General features: G+C 74.7%; 17 protein-coding genes. 10 read left to right on the plus strand and 7 right to left on the minus strand.

The window, feature by feature from the left end:
- Positions 1–5: 5 nt before the first annotated feature.
- Both NPS70_RS03715 and NPS70_RS03720 read right to left on the minus strand, forming a co-directional pair.
- Complete coding sequence (locus tag NPS70_RS03715) at positions 6–1,703, minus strand: stealth family protein (RefSeq protein ID WP_374211927.1); 1,698 nt, start codon at positions 1,701–1,703, stop codon at positions 6–8.
- A gap of 1,094 nt (positions 1,704–2,797) precedes the next feature.
- A complete protein-coding gene (locus tag NPS70_RS03720; protein ID WP_256522495.1) occupies positions 2,798–3,361 on the minus strand; it encodes an NADPH-dependent FMN reductase in 564 nt (187 codons plus the stop codon).
- A gap of 246 nt (positions 3,362–3,607) precedes the next feature.
- Between NPS70_RS03720 and NPS70_RS03725 the strand changes: the two genes are divergently transcribed.
- On the plus strand, positions 3,608–4,387 hold the full coding sequence (locus tag NPS70_RS03725) for a pirin-like C-terminal cupin domain-containing protein (RefSeq protein ID WP_256522496.1): 780 nt from the start codon (positions 3,608–3,610) through the stop codon (positions 4,385–4,387).
- A 108-nt stretch (positions 4,388–4,495) separates the two neighbouring features.
- On the opposite strand, the gene bla is transcribed toward NPS70_RS03725, so the two are convergent.
- A complete protein-coding gene (gene bla / locus NPS70_RS03730; protein ID WP_256522497.1) occupies positions 4,496–5,374 on the minus strand; it encodes a class A beta-lactamase in 879 nt (292 codons plus the stop codon).
- Positions 5,375–5,600: 226 nt separating this feature from the next.
- Positions 5,601–6,290: a TetR/AcrR family transcriptional regulator gene (locus NPS70_RS03735; RefSeq protein WP_256522498.1), complete on the minus strand. Its 690-nt coding sequence runs from the start codon at positions 6,288–6,290 to the stop codon at positions 5,601–5,603.
- 359 nt (positions 6,291–6,649) lie between these two features.
- On the opposite strand from NPS70_RS03735, the gene NPS70_RS03740 reads away from it, so the two are divergent.
- The 5 genes from NPS70_RS03740 (at position 6,650) to pcaB (ending at position 13,498) form a co-directional block, all read left to right on the plus strand.
- Positions 6,650–7,207 (plus strand): SRPBCC family protein, encoded by a 558-nt coding sequence (locus NPS70_RS03740; RefSeq protein WP_256522499.1) that lies wholly within the window; start codon positions 6,650–6,652, stop codon positions 7,205–7,207.
- A 66-nt stretch (positions 7,208–7,273) separates the two neighbouring features.
- The gene (locus NPS70_RS03745) at positions 7,274–8,869 is read left to right on the plus strand and encodes a class I adenylate-forming enzyme family protein (RefSeq protein WP_256522500.1); all 1,596 of its coding nucleotides are present in this window, start codon (positions 7,274–7,276) and stop codon (positions 8,867–8,869) included.
- Complete coding sequence (locus tag NPS70_RS03750) at positions 8,869–10,098, plus strand: FAD-dependent monooxygenase (RefSeq protein ID WP_256522501.1); 1,230 nt, start codon at positions 8,869–8,871, stop codon at positions 10,096–10,098. The genes NPS70_RS03745 and NPS70_RS03750 overlap by 1 nt, the downstream gene beginning before the upstream one ends.
- Entirely contained in the window at positions 10,095–12,080 is a 1,986-nt protein-coding gene (locus NPS70_RS03755) for an FAD/NAD(P)-binding domain-containing protein (protein WP_256522502.1), read from the plus strand. Before NPS70_RS03750 ends, NPS70_RS03755 begins: the two co-directional genes overlap by 4 nt.
- On the plus strand, positions 12,077–13,498 hold the full coding sequence (gene pcaB, locus NPS70_RS03760; protein ID WP_256522503.1) for a 3-carboxy-cis,cis-muconate cycloisomerase: 1,422 nt from the start codon (positions 12,077–12,079) through the stop codon (positions 13,496–13,498). The genes NPS70_RS03755 and pcaB overlap by 4 nt, the downstream gene beginning before the upstream one ends.
- 88 nt (positions 13,499–13,586) lie before the next feature.
- Here pcaB and NPS70_RS03765 read toward each other — a convergent pair whose 3' ends face one another.
- On the minus strand, positions 13,587–15,080 hold the full coding sequence (locus tag NPS70_RS03765) for an MFS transporter (protein WP_256522504.1): 1,494 nt from the start codon (positions 15,078–15,080) through the stop codon (positions 13,587–13,589).
- 141 nt (positions 15,081–15,221) lie between these two features.
- Positions 15,222–16,001 carry an alpha/beta fold hydrolase gene (locus NPS70_RS03770; RefSeq protein ID WP_256522505.1) on the minus strand — a complete coding sequence of 260 codons (780 nt, stop codon included), beginning with the start codon at positions 15,999–16,001 and terminating at the stop codon, positions 15,222–15,224.
- 300 nt (positions 16,002–16,301) lie between these two features.
- Between NPS70_RS03770 and NPS70_RS03775 the strand changes: the two genes are divergently transcribed.
- The 4 genes from NPS70_RS03775 (at position 16,302) to NPS70_RS03790 (ending at position 21,797) form a co-directional block, all read left to right on the plus strand.
- Positions 16,302–17,561: an acyltransferase gene (locus tag NPS70_RS03775; RefSeq protein ID WP_256522506.1), complete on the plus strand. Its 1,260-nt coding sequence runs from the start codon at positions 16,302–16,304 to the stop codon at positions 17,559–17,561.
- A gap of 2 nt (positions 17,562–17,563) precedes the next feature.
- Positions 17,564–18,418, plus strand: coding sequence for an NAD(P)H-binding protein (locus NPS70_RS03780; protein ID WP_256522507.1), 855 nt, complete (start codon positions 17,564–17,566; stop codon positions 18,416–18,418).
- A gap of 347 nt (positions 18,419–18,765) precedes the next feature.
- Positions 18,766–20,001 (plus strand): MFS transporter, encoded by a 1,236-nt coding sequence (locus NPS70_RS03785; protein WP_256522508.1) that lies wholly within the window; start codon positions 18,766–18,768, stop codon positions 19,999–20,001.
- Between the two features lie 89 nt (positions 20,002–20,090).
- Complete coding sequence (locus NPS70_RS03790; protein ID WP_256522509.1) at positions 20,091–21,797, plus strand: NAD(P)/FAD-dependent oxidoreductase; 1,707 nt, start codon at positions 20,091–20,093, stop codon at positions 21,795–21,797.
- Between the two features lie 170 nt (positions 21,798–21,967).
- Here the strand turns inward: NPS70_RS03790 and NPS70_RS03795 are convergent, their stop codons facing one another.
- On the minus strand, positions 21,968–23,341 hold the full coding sequence (locus NPS70_RS03795; RefSeq protein ID WP_256522511.1) for an FAD-binding oxidoreductase: 1,374 nt from the start codon (positions 23,339–23,341) through the stop codon (positions 21,968–21,970).
- Positions 23,342–23,343: the final 2 nt, after the last annotated feature.

The following is a 23,343-nucleotide window of genomic DNA, read 5'->3' on the forward strand; positions in this document are numbered from 1 at the left end:
GCCCGTCAGTTCCGCTTCTCGAAGGGGCTGGGGAAGGGGAAGTAGTCCTCCAGGAAGGCGGCCATACGGGCCTGGACCTGCTCCCGCTCCTCCGGCGCCACGTCGACGTCGTTGAGGCAGAAGAAGTCGAAGCGCCGGGTGGACCGCAGGTCGGAGAGGCGCTTGTCGGCGTCCGGGCGGCTGATGTTGACGTACCGGAAGTTGTACCGGCCCGGGACGCCGCGGCCCGCCATGAGCGCGTAGTTGTACAGCAGCGGCGCGGTGACGGCGATGTCCGTCGGGGAGCGGAAGCGGGACCCCATGGTCCGCTGCACGTCCTCCGCGAACAGCTCCTCGATCTCCTGAAGCGTGCCGCGGTGCTGCGGCAGCGGGGTGTGCATGAAGTTGTTCGTGGTGATCTTGCCGAACTTCTCCAGCAGCAGCGCCCGCACGTTCTTGCTGGCGGAGTTGGTGGCCGTCTCCTCGGCGTGCGGCTTGCCGACGCCGATCTTCAGCGGGGACACCGGGACCCTCATCAGGCCGCTGCCGTGGAAGAAGTGCTCCGGGGTGATGCGGCGCCCGGCGAACACGTCGTCGTTGAAGTACAGGTAGTGCTCGGACAGGCCCGGGATGTGGTGCAGCCGGGTCTCGATGGCGTGCGAGTTGAACACCGGCAGCACACCCTCGGGGAAGATGTCGCGGTGGTCGACGACCGTGATGCCCTCGGCGGTGTCGTCCAGCCAGTGCGGCTTCTGGCCGTCGGTGACGATGTAGATGTGCCGCACGAAGTCGGCGTACATCGCGAGGGAGCGCAGCGAGTACTTCAGCTCGTCGTGGCTGGTGTAGCGGGAGGCGTTGGTCTCCTTGTCCAGGATCTCGGCGGTGCCGCGCTCCTGGTACCGGGCCCGCTTCGCCCGCATCTCCGGCTCCTCGCCGTCGACCCAGGTGTAGACGACGTCGACGGGGAAGGTCGCGCGGCTCGGGGTGGGCAGGGTGAGCGGCGCGAAGCTGGGCAGCTCCCGCTCGCCGACCCGCACCGTCACCGGCTGCTGCTCGGCGGCGGGGAGCACGTCCGTGAGGCCGTTGTTGCGCGGAGCGACCAGGGACTCGGCGAATATGTCCTGCGACGCCTGCGGCTGCACCTTGGCCAGGCGGCTCTCGCCGTCGGCGGTGGCCAGCAACTGCCCGCCGTCCTCCCAGAACTCCACGTCGCAGGCCAGCTCCGGGCCCGCCAGCAGCTGGCCCTTGGGGCCGAGGTGGTTCTCACCGATCCGCAGCACCGGGGCGGAGCGCAGCCCGGCGGGCAGGACACCGTCCAGGAACATCGCCGGGTTCTTCAGCTGTCCGCCGGGCAGCGGCCAGCCGACGAAGACCGCCTTGTCCGCGTACATCGACTCGAGCGCGTCGAGGAGCCGGCCGCGGTCCACGGCGTTGACGCCCACCACGTGGCGGGTGCGGGAGGTCGGGAGGAGGAAGTAGGAGATGTCCTCCTTCTCCAGCGCGGCGACCACCAGGTCGAGGTTGGCGGTGGCCGCACCGGCGGCAGTGAACTCCGTCACCATCCGCCCGTAGAACTGCTGGCCGCGCACGGTGACCGGGCGCAGCACCGGGTCCGTGTCCGCTGCTCTGCGGCGCCGCCGCATGGTACGCAGCTGCCAGACCCGCTCGGCGGCTTTCCGCTCGACTCGCGGACGCATCCGCCGCGCAAAGGAACGCACGGTCACGATTCTGTGCTCCTCATCTGAACCGCTACACCTGCGCTGACCGGACAGGTGGACGTGGCACTAGGGTATGGAAGAGTTCACCATAATTTAGGCTCGGGCCCGACCGGACCTCCAGCGGCCTCCGGACCCCGTGATGGGGCGAAGCCCACACTCACGAGTGGCCCGCACCCCGCGGTCCTGACCGGACGGCTCCTCCGCGCGCCCGGCGCCCCCGGGCAGGTCCGGGATCGCCGCCGGGGCGCGGTGCAGCGGATTTCCCCTCCGCCGCGGCGGAGGCGGCCGGAGCGCCGGGCCCCCGTCCACGGGCCGCGCGGGCGTCAACCCGGCGGTGGACATCGCCCTCGCTCAGCCCGGGCCCGGGGCGGCCGGCGGGCGTCGCCGCGATCCCGCGGCATGGGGAGTGGGGAGCCGGCGGCCGCGCCGGCCGGTGTGGAGCCGGTCCACCTGCCGTCCCGGGCCGACATCGCGGAGGCGCTGCTCGCGCGCTCCGGCAGGCGCGCGCACGGGTGGCGCCCTCCGCCGCTCCTCGGGCTGGGCACGGCGGCCGCGCTCGCGGTCCTCCTGCCGGTCGCGGCACCCGCGGGGGTGGTCGTGCTCGTGGCCGCGGTCCTGTGCTCGGTGCCGGTGCGTCTCGGGGGCGGGCCGGTGCGGCAGTGGTGCCGGGTGCGGCAACCGACCGGGTACGCGCTCTCCCGGGGCGGGCAGGCCGTCCGTGCAGACGGCGGCGGTGTACGCGCCGCCACCGCGCTCATGGAGACCGGGGTCCCCCGGGGAGTCGTTCCGCCGCTACGTCGAGACGGCGAGCCTCCTCGTCCCGGTCATCGACGGCGCGGTGGGCGGCATGGCCGTGCTGCCGAAGAGCGGACTGCGCGACGGGGCGGCTGCCGGCGGGACGCGTGCGGTCCTCGCCGGGCATCCCGCGCCCCGTCCGCCCGACGGCTGGCCCGGCCGATCGGCGGCCGCCGCCGTGCGGAGGGGCCGCGCCCCGCCGTCCGCGCCGGGGCCCGGGCCGGGTCCGGCGCACGGCGCCGTCCGCCCGTGGGGCGGGGTACGTGCCGGACGCCGCGCGCCAAGCGGGGTCTGCCGGACACGGCCTACGCGCCCCGGGTCTCGCCGATCTTCGCCGCGAGGGCGGCGAGCAGCTGCCGGAGCAGCTCGATCGTGGTCTCGTCGGTCAGGTTCCCGGCCTCGTCGAAGCGCTCGTGTGCGCGGAAGATCTGGAGTTCGGGCTTGCCGACCACCCGGGAGTCCGTCCACAGGAACATCTGGCGGAGGGCGAGTTGGGCGCGCACGGTGCCGAAGTTGGTGGGCGCGGCACCGGCGAGGGCGATGGGCCTGCCGGCGAGCGAGGAGCCGACGGCGGGGCGGCTCGCCCAGTCCAGGGCGTTCTTCAGGACCCCGGGGATGCCGTAGTTGTACTCGGGCGTGGCGATGAACAGGCCGTCCGCCGCGCTGATGCGGCGGCGCAGGTCGGCGACGGACGGGGGCGGGGTGTCGCCGTCGGCGTCGGAGTCGTACGGGGGGATGTCGCGCAGGCCGTCGTAGATCTCGACGGCGATGCCACCGGGGGCGAACTTCTGCGCGGCGCGTACCAGGGAGCTGTTGAACGAGGCGGCGCGCAGGCTTCCGGAGATCGCCAGGATCTTGAGATCGGCCATGAACGGTCCTTCCACAAACGCTGGTCGGGGGCGGCCGCCGGGGGTCGGCGGCCGCCCCGCAGGGGAAACGCGGGGAACGGGCAGGAGTCTGCTCGGGCGGGGCGCCGGGGGGCAATCGGGTCCGCGGGACTGTGTCAGCTGTGGGCGAGGGCGGCCGGTACGGGTACTTGCCCCGGGACCGCCCCCGCGCTATGAATAAACTGAACTGTTCAGTTCATGTAACGTCCCGAGGGGAGAGAGGGCCGCATGCGCACCCGACCCACCGACACCGCCGTCCACCGGAGCGTCGCCGCCGTGCTCCCCTCCGCCCGCGCGCCGCTGCACTCGGGGCTCCCCGTGCGCCGCGCCGTGCTGCCGGGCGCACGGACCGGCCCCTCGGCGGCCTTTCTGGCGGTCGAGCAGATCGGACCGGGCACCCCCTCCTGCCCGCCTCCGCCGGACGGCCCTCCCGCCGGTGCGCGCCCTTCGTGCCGCGGTGGCGACGGCTCCTTCGCCTATGTGCTGGAAGGGGGGCTCCTGCGCCCCGGCGGCTCCGGCCCGCGGCGGAGCGTGCCCCGCGGGGCGGTGGTGCTCCGGGGCGGGGACGCGGCCGAGCCGTTCGGCACCCCGCTCGCCGCCCCCGGCGGCCTCCACCACCAGCTGCGCGTGCTCCGGGCGCCGGCCGCCGGGCCTCCCGGCGTCGGGACCGCCTCGCTCCACCCCGGTCCCGTTCCGGTGGTGCGGCGCCTGGACGGCACCTGGTTCCGGGTCCTGGCCGGGCGGGCCTGCGGTGCCGCCGGCCCGCTGGACGCGGGGGCGGGCGTGACCGCGGTGCACGTCTCGCTCGCCCCGGGAGGTGCGGCCGAACTGCCCGCGCCCGCGGGGCATCCCGCGGCCCTCTACGTCCTGGCGGGGGACGGCCGCGTCGCCGGACGGGCGGTGGGCGACGGGGAGCTGGCCGTGCTCGCCGAGGGCGGCGCGGCGGTCCGCGTGGCGGGCGGTCCGGTGGGCACCGACCTCCTGCTGCTGTCCGGGCCCCGGGCCTGACCGCCGGGCCCCGGGCCCGGAGCACGGCCGCCGGGTCCGGTCCTGTCGCCCCCGCCGGATCCGGAACGTGACCGCCGCGCCGGGCCCGTTGCGCCCGCCGGTTCGTCCCTAGCCGAGGGCCGCGGCGACGGCCTCGGCGGCCCGGGCGACGAGGCGGTCGTCCCGTCCGGCGTCCGGGGCGTCCCGGCTGGAGAGCACGGCGAGGACGATCGGGGCGCGGCCGGGGGGCCAGGCGACGGCGATGTCGTTGCGGGTGCCGTAGCCCGCCGAACCCGTCTTGTCCCCGACCACCCAGTCGGCGGGGACGCCCGCGCGCACCAGGGTGCCACCGGTGGTGTTGCGCCTCAGCCAGTCCGTGAGCAGGGCCCTCCCCTCGGCCCCGAGCGCGTCGCCGAGGACGTAGGCGCCCAGGTCGGCGGCGAGCGCGCGGGGTGTGCTGGTGTCGCGGACGTCGCCGGGCACGGCCTCGTTGAGCTCGGGCTCCCAGCGGGCCGGCCGGGTCACCCGGTCGCCCAGGCAGGCCAGGGCCCGCCCGAGGCCCCGGGGGCCGCCGAGGTCGCGCAGCAGCAGGTTGCCGGCGGTGTTGTCGCTGAAGCGCACGGCCGCGTCGCAGAGGGCGGCGAGCGTCATGCCCGTGCCGACGTGCCGCTCGGTGACGGGTGAGTAGTCGACCAGGTCCGCCGCGGTGTAGCGGACGAGGCGGTCCAGGCCCGCGGGCGAGTTCTTCCGCACCACGGCACCCGCGGCGAGCGCCTTGAACGTGGAGGCGTAGGCGAACCGCTCGTCCGCGCGGTACGAGACGGTGCGCCCGTTCCCGGTGTCCCGGGCGTGGACGCCGAGCCGGGCGTCGAACTCCCGCTCCAGGCGGGCGAAGGCGGCGCGGGGCGATGCGGAGGGCGCCGCGTGGGCGGCCCCGGCGGCGCCGCCGCCGAGGGCCGGGGCCAGGGCCGCGGCGGTCAGCGCGGTGAGTGAGGCACGGCGGGTCATGGGCACAGGCGATCCCCGTTTCGTCCGATGAGACGGCGTTTCCCCGAGGCTAACGAGCCCGCCGGGGCCTGTCCCGGGGCGACCGCCGGGCGGTGCCCGGGCCGGCTCCGGGCACCGGCGGGATCCGGCCGTCGGACCGGGCCGGACCACGGGCCGCCCGGCCGCACCCCTCGGCGCCGCTCCCCCCTGCCCGGCCTCCGGGGCCGCGGAGGGAACGCCGCGCCGGTCAGGCCCGGGAGGTCTCCTCGGTGCCGTAGTAGTGCAGGAAGACGTCGACTCCCCCGCGGATGAGCCGGTCGGTCAGCTCCGGCGGCATCTCCGTGCCGTAGGTCCCGTAGACCAGGTGCGGGGAGAGGACGAGCCCCGAGAGCTGGAGCACGGCCAGCTCCATGTCGGGGATGCGCAGCAGCCCGCGCGCGTCCAGGCGCCCCAGGGCGGCGGCCAGGGCGGCGTGCTGGCGGCCCGGTCCGCGGTCCTGCCAGGTGGCGCCGAGCTCGGGGAAGCGGCGGCGCTCCCCGGCGATGAGGTGGCGCAGGGCCATCACGTCCGGTGCGATGAGGCCCGCCACCCAGGTCCGGCACGCCTCCAGCAGGTCGGCGCGCACGTCCTCGGACTCGGCCAGGCGGGCCTGTATCACCGACTCCGCCTCGGAGAGCGCGTCGTCGAGGGTCTGGCCGATGACGGCGTGGAAGAGGCTCTCCTTGCTGCCGAAGTGGTTGTAGATCGTCACCTTGGACACGCCCGCCTCGGAGGCCAGCAGGTCCACTCCGGCGGCGAAGCCCTCGCGCAGGAAGACCCGGCGGGCGGCCTGGAGGATCGCCTGCCTCTTGCGGGCCGCCCTGGCGCCCGAGGGCACGGGCGGCCGCGGTGCGCGGGCGTACTCGACGGCCGGGTTCCCCGGTGCGGTGCTGTCCATCTGGTTCCTCCTGCGTCGTCCCCGCAGTCTAGGTCCAAGTGAACCGTTGCGTTCAATTGAACTGAACTGTATTGTTCAGTTCGCCGCGAGTGACCGACCGGCCACTCCCGCGGAACCGTGCGGTGCGCCCCGTGCGCACCGCCTCACCACCCGCTCCCGCCCGCACCCGAGGCGGCCGGAGCGAGGCCGCGCACCACGTGCCGGGCCCACCGCCCGGCGCGCCCGCACCACGCAGCACGCCCGCGCACCGCACGCGCCGCGGCGGCCCCGGCGCACCACGCGCCGAAGCACGCCGCGCGCCGTCCCGCGCCGCCAGGCACACCCGACCACCAGGCACACCGACCACCAGGGGGTACCCCGTGAGCACCCAGACCACCGCGGACACCGGCGTCACCGCACCGCTGTTCGCCTCCCGCGCCGAGATCCGCGTCGCGGCCGCACCGGACGCCGTCTACCGCATCGTCAGCGACCTTCCCCGCAGCGGTGAGTGGAGCCCGGAGTGCCGCGGCGGCTCCTGGGTGACGGGCGAGGCGGGCGCCGTGGGCTCCGTGTTCCGGGGCGAGAACGAGCGCAGCCCGGAGGTCGTCGCCTGGGCACCGGTCGTCCGCGGCACCTGGACCACCCACGCGGAGGTGGTGGCCGCCGAGCCCGGCCGCACCTTCCGCTGGGCCATGCACGACAGCAGGGGCGAACGCCAGCAGAGCGTCTGGGCCTTCGACGTCGAGCCGGACGGCGACGGCACCCGCCTGGTCCACCACTTCCGGATGGACGCGCCCACCGAGGGCATCCGCGGCATCACCGCCGAAATGGACGGCGACCGCAAGCGGGCCTTCTTCGCCGAGTGGGGCGAGAAGGTGGCCGGCGACCTCGCCGAGACCCTCCACCGGATCAGGGCCGTGATCGAGAAGAACGGCTGACCGGACACCCGCCCCCGCACCCGCACACCCGACGCCACCAGACCTCACGGTGAGGAAGTCAGCACGATGATCCTGCAGCGCCTCGGAAACAAGGGGATCCGGCTCGGCACGCTCTTCGAGCGGGCCGCGCGCAAGCATCCCGCCAACGTCCTGATACTCGACCACGACCTGGACATAGCCCCCTCGCTCGGGCGCCGTGCCACGGTCCCCGAAATCGCCGACCTGGTCGACGACTTCGCCTCCCGCCTCTGGGCCGCCGAGGTGCGCCCCGGCCGGCGCGTGGTCGTCTACAAGTCCGACGGCTTCGACATCACCCTGCTCGCCTGCGCGGCCGCCCGCATCGGCGCCGTGCCGGTGCTGCTGTCGCCGAAACTCGACGGCGCGACCGCCGCCGAGCTCGTCCGGCGCACGGACCGGCCCTTCCTCCTCACCGACCAGGAGAAGCTGGAGAAGGAGCTGCCGGCCTCCGTCTTCGAGAGGGCCGCCGGGGTCCTGCTCACCTCCGGCAGCCACGAGGGCGCCACCGAGCTGGCCTCACTCGCCGGCTGCGCCCGCGTCCCCGCGGTCGACATGCCCCCGGAGCACCCCACCCTCATCACCCACACCTCCGGGACCACGGGCACCCCCAAGCTCGCCGTCCACACCAGCCGGACCCTCCAGGCCCGCTACCGTCCGCAGGCCGCGATCACCAGGCCGCTGCTGACGGGCCGCGAGACCATCGCGATGCACGTCTCCTTCGTGCACTCCCGCCTGATGACCGCCCTGGCGATCTCCCTGCTGCGCGGCTACCCCGTCGTGGTCCTCGCCGACTCCGACCCGCGCCGGGCCGCCGACCTGTTCGCCCGGGTGCGCCCCGGGATCCTGGAGGCCCACCCCAACTCCTTCATGGAGTGGGAGGAACTGGCGGAGGACCCGCGCGGCCCGCTGGCCAACGTCAAGCTCTTCAGCTCCACCTTCGACGCCATCCACCCGCGCACCGTCCAGCGCCTGCTGAGCGCCAGCCGCCGCACCGCCCCCGTCTTCGGCCAGCTCTACGGCCAGAGCGAGGTCGGGCCCGCCGTGGTGCGCTCCTTCTCCCGCCGCCGCGGGCTCGAAGCGGACGGCCGCTGTGTCGGGATGCCCTTCCCCGGCATGACCGACGTGCGGGTGGTCAGCCGCAACGGCCTGCCCCCCTCGGAGACCAACCCCGGCTTCATCGAGGTGCGCAGCGACGGCCGGATCGTCACCTACCTCGGCGAGCAGGAGCGCTACGACGCCCAGGTCAACGACGGCTGGTGGCGCATGGGCGACGTCGGCTACCGCACCAGATGGGGCTGCGTGCACCTGCTCGACCGCGAGGTCGACCTCATCGAGGGGTTCGGCTCCACGCTCGCCGCCGAGGACACCCTGTTCTCCCGGATCGGGGAGCTGACCGAGGTCATCATCATCCCCGACGCCGACGGGCGGGCCGTCCCCGTCGTCTGCACCAGGGACGACAAGCCCCTCGACGAGCGGACCTGGCGGAGCGCCACCGCCGGACTGCCGCCGATGGCCGCCCCCGTGCAGTGGCGCCAGCGCGACCTCCCGCAGACCGCCACCACCAAGATCAAGCGCCTCGAACTCGCCCGCCTGCTCGCCTCGGGCGCCGGTGACGGGGCCCGCACCGCCGAGGAGAAGGTCTGATGCCGCACCTCATCGTCGTCGGCGGCGGTATCGGGGGGCTCGCCACCGCCCTCGCCGCCGTCCGCCACGGACACCGCGTCCTCGTCCTGGAGCGCGCCGACGCGTTCGCCGAGATCGGCGCGGGCATCCAGCTCGCCCCCAACGGCATCCACGCCCTGGACCGCCTCGGACTCGGCGACGCCGTACGCGCCACCGCCGTCCGCATGGACGAGCTGCGCTTCATGGACGGCGTCACCGGCGAGCACGTGGTCAGCCTCCCGCTGACCGAGCGCTACCGCGCCCGCTTCGGCAACCCCTACGCCGTGGTCCACCGGGCCGAACTGCACAGCCGCCTCCTCGACGCCTGCCGCGCCTCCGAGCTGATCGACCTGCGCAGCGGCTGCGCGGCGGTCGGCTACGAGCAGGACGCGGCCGGCGCCGCCGTCCTCACCGCAGACGGCGGGAGGATCACCGCGGACGCCGTGATCGGCGCCGACGGCATCCACTCCGCCATCCGCGGGCAGCTCGTCGGCGACGGTGCGCCGCGCGTCTCCGGCATCACCGTCTACCGGGCCGTCATCCCGATGGAGCAGGTCCCCGCCGAGCTCCGCCACAACACCTCGGTGACCTGGTGGACCGGCCCCGGCTGCCACTTCGTCCACTACCCGATCGCCGGCGGGAAGTACCTCAACCTCGCCGCGAGCAGCGACAACGGCGCCCGGGAGGCGCTGGCCGGGGTGCCCGCCACCAAGGGGGAGGTCCGCCACGAGTTCACCGCCCTGGGCGAGGACGCCCAGCGGCTGATGGACCTCGGCGAGGGCTGGAAGTCCTGGGTCCTCATCGACCGCGACCCCGTCGGCACCTGGACCGACGGCCGGGTCGTCCTGCTCGGCGACGCGGCCCACCCGATGCTCCACTACGTGGCCCAGGGCGCCTGCCAGGGCCTGGAGGACGCCGTCGTCCTCGGCGACCTGCTGGACTGCGGCACGGGCGAACTGGCCCAGCGCTTCGAGAAGTACAACGCCGAACGCCGGGAGCGCACCGCCCGGATCCAGCTCCTCGCCCGCGAGAGCATCGCGCTCTGGCACGCCGCCGGACCGGCCGCGAGCACCCGCAACGCCCGCCTGTCCGCCCTCTCGGAGGACGACCTGCACGACTACGTGGCCTGGATGCACGGGTCCGAGGCCCTCGCCCCCACCGCCGGAACCCCCGAAGGGTCCGGCCCGACACGCAACGGAGAGACCCGATGAGCACCAGCCGGATCGAGGTCTGCCTCATCGGCGCCGGGCCGCGCGGCCTGTCCGTCCTGGAGCGGCTGTGCGCCAACGAGCGCAAGGAGCCCTCCCACGCCGAGGTGGTCATCCACGTCGTCGACCCCTCGGCCCCCGGGGCGGGCCTGGTGTGGCGGCCGGACCAGTCGCAGCACCTGCTGATGAACACCGTCGCCTCCCAGATCACCGTCTACACCGACGACAGCGTCCACACGGACGGTCCCATCGAGCCCGGGCCGAGCCTCTACGAGTGGGCGCGGCAGGTCGCCGCGGGCGGCGAGCAGGCGGGCCACGACGCCGCCACGGTCGCCGAGGCCGGGCGCCTGGGCCCCGACACCTACCCCACCCGCGCCTTCTACGGCCGCTATCTGCACGCCGCGTTCCTGCGCGTGGTGGACGGCGCCCCCGCCCACGTCGCCGTGCGGATCCACCCCTCGCGCGCCGTGGCGATGGCCGACACCCACGGCGTCCCGGGCGGCCCCCAGGGCGTCCGCCTGGAGAACGGCACCCGGCTGAACAGGCTGGACGCCATCGTCATGGCCCAGGGCCACGTCCCGGCCAGGCTCACCCCGCGCGAGGCCAAGACCGCCAGCCTCGCCCGGATCCACCACCTCACCTACATCACCCCCGCCAACCCGGCGGATCTGGACCTGAGCGGCATCCGGGCGGGGCAGAACGTGCTGCTGCGCGGACTGGGCCTGAACTTCTTCGACCACATGGCCCTGTTCACCGTCGGCCGGGGCGGCTCCTTCCGGCGCATCGACGGCCGCCTGGTCTACCTGCCCTCGGGCAGGGAGCCCATGCTGTTCGCCAGTTCCCGCCGGGGCATCCCCTACCACGCCCGCGGCGAGAACGAGAAGGGCGCCCACGGCCGCTACCTGCCGCGCCTGCTCACCCCGGAGCGGATCGCCGAGCTGCGCCGCCGCTCCGAGACCGGCGAGGGGCTCCGCTTCGCCACCGACCTGTGGCCGCTGGTGGCCCGCGAGGCGGAGTCCGTGTACTACGGGGCCCTGCTCGCCTCCCGCGGCCGGGGCGCGGAACGGGAGGCGTTCACCGGCCGCTACCTGGCCGCGGCCGACGCCCGGGAGCAGGACCTGCTGCTGGACGCCCACGGCATCGCCGCGGAGGACCGCTGGGACTGGGAGCGCCTCTCCCGCCCCTACGGGGAGCGCGAGTTCGCCGACCGGGGCGCGTTCCGCGCGTGGCTTCTGGCGTACCTGGCGGAGGACGTGGCCCAGGCGCGCGCGGGCAACCTCAGCGGACCGCTCAAGGCGGCCCTCGACGTCCTGCGGGACCTGCGCAACGAGATCCGGCTCGCCGTCGACCACGGCGGTCTGGACGGCGACTCCCACCGCGACGACCTGGAGGGCTGGTACACGCCGCTCAACGCGTTCCTGTCCATCGGGCCGCCGGCGTCCCGGATCGAGGAGATGATCGCCCTGATCGAGGCCGGTGTCCTCGAACTGACCGGCCCGGGCACCGAGATACGCATCGACACCTCCGCCGAGGAGGCGGCCTTCGTGGCCGGCTCCCGGGTGGTGCCCGGACCGGCGGTCCGCGCCCGCGTCCTCATCGAGGCCCGGCTCCCCGAGCCGGACCTGCGGCGCACGGACGACCCGCTGCTGCGCCACCTGCTGGACACCGAGCAGTGCACCACCTACCGCATCACCGGTACCGGGGGGAACGCCTACGAGTCCGGCGGCCTCGCCGTCACCGAGCGCCCCTACCGGCTGCTCGACGCCCGCGGCCGCGCCCACCCGCGCCGCTTCGCCTACGGGGTGCCCACCGAGTCCGTGCACTGGGTGACCGCGGCCGGCATCCGGCCGGGCGTCGACTCGGTGACCCTGGGCGACTCGGACGCGATCGCGCGCTCGGTCCTCGCCCTGACCCCGGCCTCCCCGGTCCCCTCACCGGTCCGTCCGCTGCCCGCAGAGACCGACCTGACGGGGGTGGTGGTGTGAGCGCGGCGCACTCCCGGCCGCCCGCCGACACGGGCCTGCTGTCACCCGTCAGGGCGGGCACACCCGTCGAGTACGCCGTCTGCGACCACGCCTGGCTCCAGGCCATGCTGGACTCCGAGGCCGCCCTGGCCCGGGCCCAGGCCCGGCTGGGCACCGTGCCGGAGGCCGCCGCCGACTCCATCACCCGCGCGGCCCGCGCCGAGCGCTTCGACATGAGGGCGATCGCGCTGGCCGCACGGGAGACGGCCAACCCGGTGGTGGGCCTGGTGCAGGAGCTGACCCGGGAGGTCGCCCGGCGGGACCCGTCCGCAGCGGAGTACGTGCACCGCGGCTCCACCAGCCAGGACATCCTGGACACCGGGGCGATGCTGGTCGCCCGCCGCGCGCTGCTCCTCGTCCGGGCCGACCTCGCCCGGGCGTCCCGGGCGCTGGGCAGGCTCGCCGACGCCCACCGGGACACCGCCATGGCGGGGCGCACCCTGGCCCTCCAGGCGGTCCCCACCACCTTCGGCCTGAAGGCGGCCGGCTGGCGGCAGCTGGTCGCCGACGCCGACCGCAGGCTCGGACGGGTCCTGGACGGCGGCCTGCCCGTGTCCCTCGGGGGCGCCGCCGGGACCCTGGCCGGATACCTGGAGTACGCCCGGATCGGCACCGGGGAGGCGGGGTGGGAGCCGGGGGAGTACCTGGACCGGCTGGTGGACTCCTTCGCCGCGGAGACGGGGCTCGCACGCCCCGCGCTGCCCTGGCACTCGCTGCGCACCCCGGTCGCGGACCTGGCGGGCGCCCTCGGCTTCACCGCGGGCGCCCTCGGCAAGATCGCCGCGGATGTGCAGTCGCTGGCCCGGACCGAGGTGGCGGAGGTGGCCGAGCCCGCGGTGAGCGGCCGGGGGAGCTCCTCGGCCATGCCCCACAAGCGCAACCCCGTGCTGAGCACCCTGATCCGCAGCGCCGCGCTCCAGGTGCCGGTCCTCGCGGCGGGCCTCACCCAGTGCCTGGTGTCCGAGGACGAGCGCTCCGCGGGGGCCTGGCACGCGGAGTGGCAGCCGCTGCGCGAGTGCCTGCGGCTGACCGGCGGCGCGGCGCACACCGCCGCCGAACTCGCCGAGGGGCTGCGCGCCGACCCGGAGCGGATGCGCGCCAACCTGGAGCTGACGGGCAGCCGGATCGTCTCGGAGCGCCTGGCCGCCGTGCTCACCCCGGGGCTCGGGAAGGCCGCCGCGCGACGGCTGCTCACCCGGGCCTCGGCGGAGGCCGCACGCGGCGGCAGCCTGCTGGACGCCCTGCTGGCCGAGGCCCCCGAACTCTGCGTCCGCCCGGGCCGCGCCGCGCTGGCCGCCCTCTGCGACCCCGCCGCGTACACGGGCGCCGCGGCCGAGCTGGTGGACAGGGCGCTGGACCCGCCCGCCCCCGCCGACTGAGGAGCCGCGGCGGCGGGCCGCACACGACGCCGGTGGCCGGTGCCCCGCAGCGGGGCACCGGCCACGGGGAACCGGGGGCACGGGGCGCTCAGGAGGCGACCGACTCCCGTGCGGAGTCCGCGGCGCGCCCGTCCGCCGTACCGGCGGGCTCCGTCCGCTCCGGCTCCGGCCGGCGGAAGTTCAGCGCGATGGCCATGGCGGCGACCATGGCGCCCGCCGCGACCAGCACCGCCGTGCGCAGGCCGTCCGTGGTCGCCTCGCGCAGCGCCTCGCCGGTGGCGCCCTCGCCGGTGACGGAGTTGGCGACGGCGACCAGCAGCGCCAGGCCGACCGCACCGCCGACCTGCTGCCCGGTGGAGACGATGCCGGAGGCGATGCCCTGCTCCATCGGGTCCACGCCGGCCGAGGACGCCGAGAACATGCTGGTGTAGAGGGCTCCCTGGCCGAGGCTGAGCACGATCAGGCCGGGCACCAGGGCGAGGTAGGAGCCGGACGGGTCCATCGGCAGGGCGAGCATCAGGGTGCCGGCCGCGCCGACGGCCAGGCTGGCGAGGATGGTCGTGCGGGCGCCGAAGCGGGTCGCCAGCCGGCCGCCGGCGGTCGAGCCGACCACACCGGCCACCATCGGGACCAGGAAGGCCACACCGGTCTCCAGCGCGCTGTAGCCGTGGACGCCCTGGAAGTACACCGTCAGGAAGTAGAGCAGCGAGCCGAAGGTGGCCATGAACATGAAGGTCGTGGCCACACCGGTGGACAGGTTGCGGTTGCGGAACAGCCGCAGCGGCATCAGCGGCTCCGCGCTGCGCACCTCGACGGCCAGGAACACCGCGATCAGCAGCAGCCCGGCCGCGGCGGCGCCGAGCACACCGGCGGAGGCCCAGCCCGACTCGGGGCCCTGGACCAGGGAGAAGACGACCAGCGTGGCACCGGCGGTGCCGGTCAGCGCGCCCGGCAGGTCGAAGGAGCGCCCCGCGGCCCGCGCGCCGTCCGCCGGGATCAGCACATAGGCGAAGGCGATCGCCACGGCCGCCAGCGGCACGTTGACGAAGAAGACCGACTCCCAGCCGAAGGCCTGCGTCAGCACACCGCCCAGCAGCGAGCCGAGGACCATGCCGCTCGCCCCGGCGCCCGCCCACACGGCGAGGGCACGGTTGCGCTGCGCGCCCTCGGTGAACGAGGTGATCACCAGGGAGAGGGTGGCGGGGAAGAGGAAGGCGCCGCCGAGGCCCTGGACGGCACGGGCCGCGACCAGGAGCTCCGAGGCGTCCGCGAGTCCGCCGAGCAGCGAGCCCACGCCGTACAGCGCCAGGCCGGTGACGAACATCCGGCGGCGGCCGAGCAGGTCGGAGGCGCGGCCGCCGAGGAGCAGGAAGCCGCCGAAGACCACGGCGTAGGCGCTGACGACCCACTGGAGGGTCTGCGAGGAGAACGCCAGGCTCTCGCCGATCTCCGGCAGCGCGACATAGACGATGTTGTAGTCGAGGGACGTGATGAGCTGGGCCAGCGCGAGGAGCGCCAGGACGAGGGCCGGACGGCGCCGGGAGGCTCCCGGGCCCGTCCCGTCGGCCTGCACGGGGTTCATGGGGGGTCCTTTCTCTTTTCTCTTTCTCGAAGGAGAGGCCTGCTGGGTGCGCACGGGCCGTGGGGCACCGGCGCATGGAAAAGGCGGGGCCGGTCGCACGCGGCCCCGCCGTTTCAGGGAGGAAGTGGTGGAGCTTTTCTCTCAGGGCTTGTCGATGAAGTCCCGGACCAGCTTGACGAATTCCGCGGGCTTCTCGTAGACGACCACATGGCCGCTCTCCAGCTCCGCGTAGGAGCTGTTCGCGATGGCCGCGTGCAGTTCCCGGGAGTGCTCCACCGGCACCGTGGCGTCGAGGGTGCAGCCGATGACCAGGGTCTCGGACTCGATCCTCGGCAGCAGGCCGCGGATGTCGGCGCGCAGGTTGAGGTCGATGTGGCGCAGCGCGCCCTCGCTGGGCTGGTTGCCCTGGATGATGCCCTCCAGCTGCTCCCGTCCCACGGTGTTGAGGAAGGTGCGGCTGAAGGCGGTCATGGTGCCGAAGCGGCCGAAGGCGTCCGCGTCGCCGGCCAGGGAGCGCCAGACCGTCATCAGGTTCCGCAGGTACTCGTCCTCCGGTCCGGCCCAGCCCGCGGTCAGCACCAGCCGGCGCACGAGGTCCGGGCGGGTGGCCGCGACGGTGGCGGAGACCACCGAGCCGAGCGAGAAGCCGACGAGGTCGACGGGCTCCCCGCCGTTGTCCTCGATCACGCCGATGACCTGGGCGGCGAGCCGCTCGACGGTCAGTTCGGTGCCGTCGTCCTCGGTGGCACCGCAGCCGGACAGGTCCGGGAGCAGCACCGACCGGCCGTCGGCGAACGCGTCGGCGAGGTGGCCCCAGGTCCCCTCGGCGCCGAAGCCGGTGCCGTGGACGAACAGGAGACCGGTACCGGATCCGCGTACCTGGTAGTCCACGCGAGCGTCGCCCGCGGACACGATGGGCATGTGATTCCCCTTCAGCAGCGTCAGTGCCAGTTGCTCGATGCGCCGCGCCGTCGCTTACGGACGACGGGCAACGCCATCGGCAACATAAGGGAGCGGCGGGACCCGGGGAGAGCGCCGGCGGGGCAATCTGTCAGGTCGGCAAGGGGGCCGAATCAGCCAGGCGGCGCAATTGACAGACTATTCCCCCGGCCATGACCGAAATCGAGCGGGTGCCGTCTAATCAGGGGCGGCGGCCACCCGATGAGCCGTTGAATTCCTCTTCGTCCCAGAAGACAACTGCATATCCAAGGATGGTATTTCATGGCTCACGGCCAGATGACCGGGGTGTCCCCGTCGGCCGCCGCCGTCGGGGGTTCCGGTGCGACGCCGCCTGACGGGGGCGTGACGGCGGATCGCGCACGGCAGGGCACCCCTCCCCGCTCGGGTTCCACCCTCTCCCGGCTCCCCTCCCTGACCGGCCTCCGCTTCCCCGCGGCCCTGCTGGTGTTCCTGTACCACGCGGCCCTGCCGATCCCGGCGCTGCGGCTGCTGGAGGACGACGCGGCGGTCGGGGACTTCTACAAGCTCTTCGGACAGGCGGGCGCGCTCGGCGTCACGTTCTTCTTCGTGCTCAGCGGCTTCGTGCTGACCTGGTCGGCGCGGGAGAAGGACACCGCCGGGGCGTTCTGGCGCCGCCGGTTCGTGAAGATCTACCCCAACTACGTGGTCGCCTGGGTGCTGGCGATGGTGCTCTTCGCCTCCGCCTACACCTCCACCGGGACCGCGGTGGCCAACCTGCTGATGGTGCAGGTGTGGTCCCCCGAGTTCACCACCTACTTCAGCGTGGACCCGCCCAGCTGGTCCCTGGGCGCCGAGGCCGTCTTCTACGCCGCGTTCCCGATGCTGAACAACGTCTTCCGGCGCATCCGCGCCGAGCACCTCAAGTACTGGATCGCCGGAGCCGTGGCCCTGGTCGTCGCCACCCCCGCGCTCGCCTACGCGCTGCTCCCGGACACGCCCGGCATCCCCGGCGGCGAGGCGAGCTCCGTGGTGCAGTACTGGGTGACCTACGTCCTCCCGCCCGTGCGGATGGTCGACTTCGCGCTCGGCATGCTGGTCGCGCACGCCGTGCTCAGCGGCCGCTGGAAGAACATCGGCATGGTCTGGTCGGGCCTGCTGCTGGTCGGCGGCTACGTCCTGACCGCCTACGTGCCGTACCTGTACGCCCAGCGGGCCGCCTGCATCGTCCCCATCGTGCTGCTGATCGCGGCCACCGCCACCGCCGACGTGGAGAACCGGTTCACGCCGTTCCGCAACCGCACCATGGTCTGGCTCGGGGAGATCTCCTTCGCCTTCTACCTGCTGCACTTCATCGTGCTGGCCTACGGCCGGGAACTGCTCGGCACGCAGATGTACTCGGTGCTCGGCACCACCCTGCTGCTGATCGCCGCGGCCGGCATCGCGGTGGTCCTGTCCTGGGCCCTGTACGCCCTGGTGGAGAAGCCCGTCACCCGCCGCTGGTCCTCCTCCCGCGGCGCCCGCCGCACCCCCGCCCCCGCAACCGCCGACGTCAAGGAGTGACGATGTCCCCCGCCAAGATCCTCGTGACCGGTGCCACCGGCCAGGTGGGCCGCGAGGTCCTGAACCTGCTCGTCGAGGCGGGCGTCCCGGTCCGGGCCGGCGCCCGCACCCCCGGGCGGCTGACCTGCCCCGCGCAGGTGGAGCGCGCCGAGGTCGACCTGACCCGCCCCGAGACCCTGCCGGCCGCCCTGGAGGGTGTGGAGAAGGTCTTCCTGTACGCCGTGCCCCAGGGCACCGAGGTGTTCCTGGAGGCCGCCCGGGAGGCAGGGGTGAAGCACATCGTCCTGCTGTCGTCCCGGACGGTGGAGGACGCCTTCCCCGGCCAGGAGCCGATCGTCGAGATGCACCGCGCGGTGGAGGCGGCGATCACCGCCTCCGGCATCGCGTACACCTTCCTGCGCCCGCACAACTTCGCCACCAACATCCTGATGTGGGGCTGGCCCGAGTCCATCCGGGCCGAGCACCGGGTGCGCTTCCCCTACCCCGGATCGCACAGCGACGTCATCCACGAGAAGGACATCGCGGCGGTGGCGGTGGCGGCGCTCACCGAGCCCGGCCACGAGGGCCGCGGCTACTTCCTCAGCGGCCCCGAGTCGGTCACCCAGCGCCGCCAGCTGGAGATCATCGCCGAAGTCCTCGGCACGCCGCTGGAGTTCGAGGAGCGCACGCCCGAGCAGGCCCGCGGGGACCTCTCCGAGATCGTCCCGCCGTGGGTGGCGGACGCGGTCTTCAGCTACTGGGCGGGCTCGGACGGCGTCCCGACGGAACTGTCGGACACCGTGGAGAGGATCACCGGCCGGCCGGCCCGGACCTTCGCCGAGTGGGCGGCCGACCACGCCGCCGACTTCACCGCCTGACCCCGGCGCGCCGGTGCGGCGGCGCGGCGGGAGGGACGGGGGACGGACCGGTGTCCGTCCCCCGTCCCTCGTCTCCGGGGGCGCCGGGCCCGCCCCGGCGGCGCACCCGCGGCGCTCGGGGGCGTGGCCGGCCCACCCGCGGCGACGTCGGGGTCCGGCTGCGCGGGGGTGCGGATCAGGTCAATCCCCTGGTCCTCCCTTGACGGTTGATTGACCATCTCTTTACCTTCGACGTCGGTGGGCGATCACCACGGAACCCTCTCTCGGCGAACGTGCGCCCACCCTCCGCGACATCAGGGGGGACTCGCCATGGACCAGCTCCTCACGCCCGTGCCCGGGCCGGCCGTGTGACCCGGACGGCCCCCTCGGCCACGGCGGCGGGTTTCTCCCGGGAGCAGCGCCGCGCGCTGACGGTGCTCGGCATCTCGCAGACGCTCGGCGGCGCGGGCATGGCGGCCGGCATCACGGTCGGCGCGCTGCTCGCCCGGGACCTGCTCGGCTCGACCGGCCTGGCCGGCCTGCCGGCCGCGCTGTACACCATCGGCGCGGCCTTCGGAGCCGCGGTCCTCGGGCGCGTCAGCCAGCGCTTCGGGCGCCGTCCGGGACTGGCGCTCGGCAACGGCATCGCCGCGCTGGGCAGCGCGGGCGTGGTCGCGGGAGCCGCGGCGCGCTGGCCCGTCCTGCTCCTGGCCGCTCTTGTCGTGTACGGAGCGGGCACGGTCACCGGGCTTCTCGCACGCTACGCGGGCGCCGACCTCGCCCCGCCCGGCCGGCGCGGCCGGGCCGCCGGAACCGTCCTGTTCGCCATGACCCTGGGAGCGGTCGTGGGCCCGAACCTGACCGGCCCCACCGGCGAACTCGCCGGCACCTGGGGCCTGCCGCCCCTGACGGGCCCGTTCCTCCTCGCGGCGGCGGCGTACCTGGCCGCCGCGCTCGTCCTGGTGGTGTGGCTGCGCCCGGACCCGCTGCCCCCGGCCCCGCCCCGGGAGCCCGGGTCCGCCCCTGTGGACGCCCACCGCACGGGGAGGCCCGCCCCCGGTGTCGTCACCGGGGCCACCGTGATGATCACCGCGCAGCTCGTGATGATCGCCGTGATGACCATGACGCCCGTGCACATGGCCGGCCACGGCCACACGACGCAGGCGGTGGGGCTGGTCATCGCCCTGCACGTGGGCGCGATGTTCCTGCCGTCGCCGCTGAGCGGCCTGCTCGCGGACCGGTTCGGCGGGCGGCGGGTCGCCGCCGCCGCCGGAGCCCTCCTGCTGGGTGCGGGTCTGCTCGCGGGCCTCGCCCCGCCTGCCTCCACCCCCCTCCTGGCCTGCGCACTGGTCCTGCTCGGAGTCGGCTGGAACCTGGCCCTGCTCGGCGGCACGGCCGTGCTCACGGACGCCGCGCCCGCCGGGGACCGGGCCGCCGTGCAGGGCCTCGCGGACACGGGGATGTCCGTGGCGGGCGCGACCGGCGGCATGGTCTCGGGACTGGTGATGGGCGGTGCCGGATACCCGGTGCTGACGGCGGCCGCCGGTGCCCTCGCCCTCGCGGTCGTCCCGGCGGTCGCGATGAGCGGCCGCCGCCCCGCCTGACGGGCGGCCGACCGGGACCCACCCGGGAGGACGATCCGGCAGCCCCCGCCCCTTCCCCGCCCGTGACCCGGCAGAACAGGAGCCGCCCGATGAGCCGTCCGAGGATTTCGCCGACGAGCGCCCCGACGACGTCACGCAGCCGCCCGCCCGCCGACGGCGACCGGTTCGACGCCGTGGTCGTCGGGGCCGGACTCTCCGGCCTCTACCAGCTCCACCGGCTGCGGGAACTCGGCCTGACGGCCGTGGCCTTCGAGGCCGCCGACGACATCGGCGGAACGTGGTACCGCAACCGCTACCCCGGCGCCCGCTGCGACATCGAGAGCACGTCCTACTCCTACTCCTTCTCCCCGGAACTCGACCAGGAGTGGGAATGGCGGGAGCGGTACGCCGCCCAGCCGGAGATCCTGCGGTACGTCCACCACGTCGCCGACCGGTTCGGCCTGCGCAGGGACGTCGTCCTGGGAACCCGCGTCACCCGCGCCGCGTACGACGGCGACCGGCACCTCTGGCGGCTGTCCACGGACACCGGACGGGCCGTCACCGCCCGCTTCGTGGTCCTGACGACAGGCTGCATGTCCGTCCCGAAGGACCCCGCGATCCCCGGCACCGACAGCTTCGCCGGCGCCGTCCACCACACCGCGCGGTGGCCGCAGGAGGGCGTCTCCTTCGCCGGGAAGCAGGTCGCCGTGATCGGCACCGGGTGCTCGGGCGTCCAGGCCGTTCCCGTCATCGCCGAGGAGGCGGCCGCCCTGACCGTCTTCCAGCGCACCCCGGCCTACGTCCTGCCGGCCCGCAACCGTCCGCTGCGGGAGGCGGAGCGCGCGGCGCTCAAGGCCCGCTACCCCGAGTTCCGGCAGGCCCAACGGCTCTCACGCAGCGGGACCGTCTTCACGCCCCCGGCCCGCTCGGCGCTGGAGGCGGACGAGGCGGAGCGCACCGCCGCCTACGAGGCGGCCTGGGACGAGGGCTTCCTCAACGGGCTGCTGCGCACCTACACCGACATCCTCACCGACGAGAAGGCCAACGAGACCGTGGCGGAGTTCGTCCGGTCCAAGATCCGGTCGATCGTCACCGACCCCGCGACGGCGGAGCTGCTCTCCCCGCGCACCTTCCCGTTCGCGACCAAGCGCCCCTGCCTGGGGACCGGTTACTACGAGGCGTACAACCTGCCCCATGTGGCGCTCGTGGACCTGCGCGCGACCCCGATCGAGCGGATCACCCCCCGGGGCATCCGGACCCCGGACGGGGAGCACGACCTCGACGTGATCGTCCTCGCCACCGGCTTCGACGCCCTCACCGGCTCCCAGTCCGCCATCGACATCCTGGGCAGGGGAGGCGTGACGCTCCGGGAGCGGTGGGCCGACGGACCCCGCAACCACCTCGGGCTCGTCTCGGCCGGCTTCCCCAACCTCTTCACCGTCCTCGGGCCGCTCAGCCCCTCCGTACTCACCAACATCACGGTGGCCCTGGAACAGCAGGTCGAGTGGATCACCGGCTGCATCGCCCACCTGCTCGGGAACGGCCTCACCGAGATCGACGCCACCGTGTCCGCCGAGGCGGACTGGGGGGAGCGCGTCGCGGAGACCGCCGCCCGCACGCTCTACCCGGCGGTGGACTCCTGGTACACGGGAGCGAACGTCCCGGGCAAACCCCGCGTGTTCCTCGCCTACGCGGGCGGACTCGATCGGTACCGGGAGGAGTGCGAGGCCGTGGCCCGCGGCGGCTACACCGGCTTCGTCCTCTCCTCCTCCGCGGGCGGGCGTCCCGGCGCGGCGGTGTCTGGGCCCGGCCGCTGACGCCGCCGCACGGCGCGGGTGGCCGGGGCCGGGCCGGTCACGGGGGAGGGGGCACCGCCCGCCGCGAACACGACGCCCCCTCCCGGCCGGCGCCCCCGGCGACCGCGGCGCGGGCGGCCTCACCGTACGGCCGGCCGCCCGCGCTGCCCGGAACGCGGTCCGGTGCTCCGTCAGGCGCCCGCGGGCTCCACCGCGTAGGTGATCCGGAACAGGTTCCCGGGGTCGTAGGCGGCCTTGGCCCGGGCCAGCCGGGCGTGGTCGGACGGCGCGTAGGCCGTCAGCACGGTCGCCGGGTCCGTGTCGTCGACGCCGAAGAAGTTCACGAACGCCCCTCCCGTGCTCCACGGGCGCATCGCCGCGTACAGCCGGTCGTGCACCGCCCGTGCCGCCGCGGTGCCGCCGGGCTCCAGCAGCGAGGTGGTGAACAGCATGAACTCCGCGTCCCGCCCGGCGACGGCGTTCGCCGTGCGCGGCGGGCGCGCGTACGCGCCGCCGTGGTGGCGCACCTCGGCGAAGTACGGGGCCCCGGACGCCGGACCCGCCAGGCCGAGCAGGGTGTCCACCGCCTCCGGGGGCAGCGGGCCGAGTGCCGTGTTCCGGTCGTACACGGCCACCGGCATCGGCGGCTCGTGGTGGATCGAGCCGACCTCCCGGTACGGCATCCGCCCCACGGTGTCCCTCAGGACGGGACCCACCGCGCGCAGCGGGCGCACCAGCCTCTCCCCCTCGGCCGCGTCGCCGCACCAGGCGATCCGCAGATGGGTGACGAAGCGCCCGCGCAGCTCGGGCGGGACGACGGGCAGGTCGGGGTAGCGGATGAGCTGCACGGAGGAGGACATCTCCTCCGGGACCCCGCCCGTCCACCGGACGTAGGCGTGCAGCGCGGCCGCCGCCTGCTCCTCCCCGAAGTACAGGCCCCCGCCGTAGAGTTCGGCGACGGGGAACAGGTCGATCTCCATCGAGACGACGACGCCGAAGTTCCCCTTCCCGCCGCGCAGCGCCCAGAACAGCTCGGGCTCGTGCGCGGCGTCCACCCGGCGCAGCCGCCCGTCGGCGGTGACCACGTCCATGGAGCGCACATGGTCGGCGGCGTAGCCGTGGCGGCGGCCCAGCAGGCCCATGCCCCCGCCGACGGTGTAGCCGACGGCGCCCACACCGGGGTTGGAGCCGTTCAGCGGGGCGAGCCCGTGCGGCGAGGCCGCCTCCAGCACCTGCTCCCAGCGGGCGCCCGCCCCGACGGTCGCGGTGCGGGCTCCCGGGTCGACGCGCACCTCGTCCATGCGCCGGGTGCTGATCATCAGCTGCCCCTCGGCCGAGCGGGAGACGCCGTGGCCGGTGGCCTGGACGGCGACGCCCAGTCCGCGGGCGGCGGCCCAGCGCACCGCGGCCGCCACGTCCCCGGCGCTTTCGGCCCCCACGATCAGCGCGGGGTGGTGGTCGAGGGCCAGGTTGTAGCCCAGCCGCTCCTCGTCGTAGCCCGGGTCCCCGGGGCGCAGCAGGGGACCGGTCGTCACGATCTCGTCGGTGTGCGTGTGTCCGGCCACGG

This window comes from Streptomyces sp. C10-9-1, assembly GCF_024497955.1.
Lineage (GTDB): Bacteria > Actinomycetota > Actinomycetes > Streptomycetales > Streptomycetaceae > Streptomyces > Streptomyces sanyensis.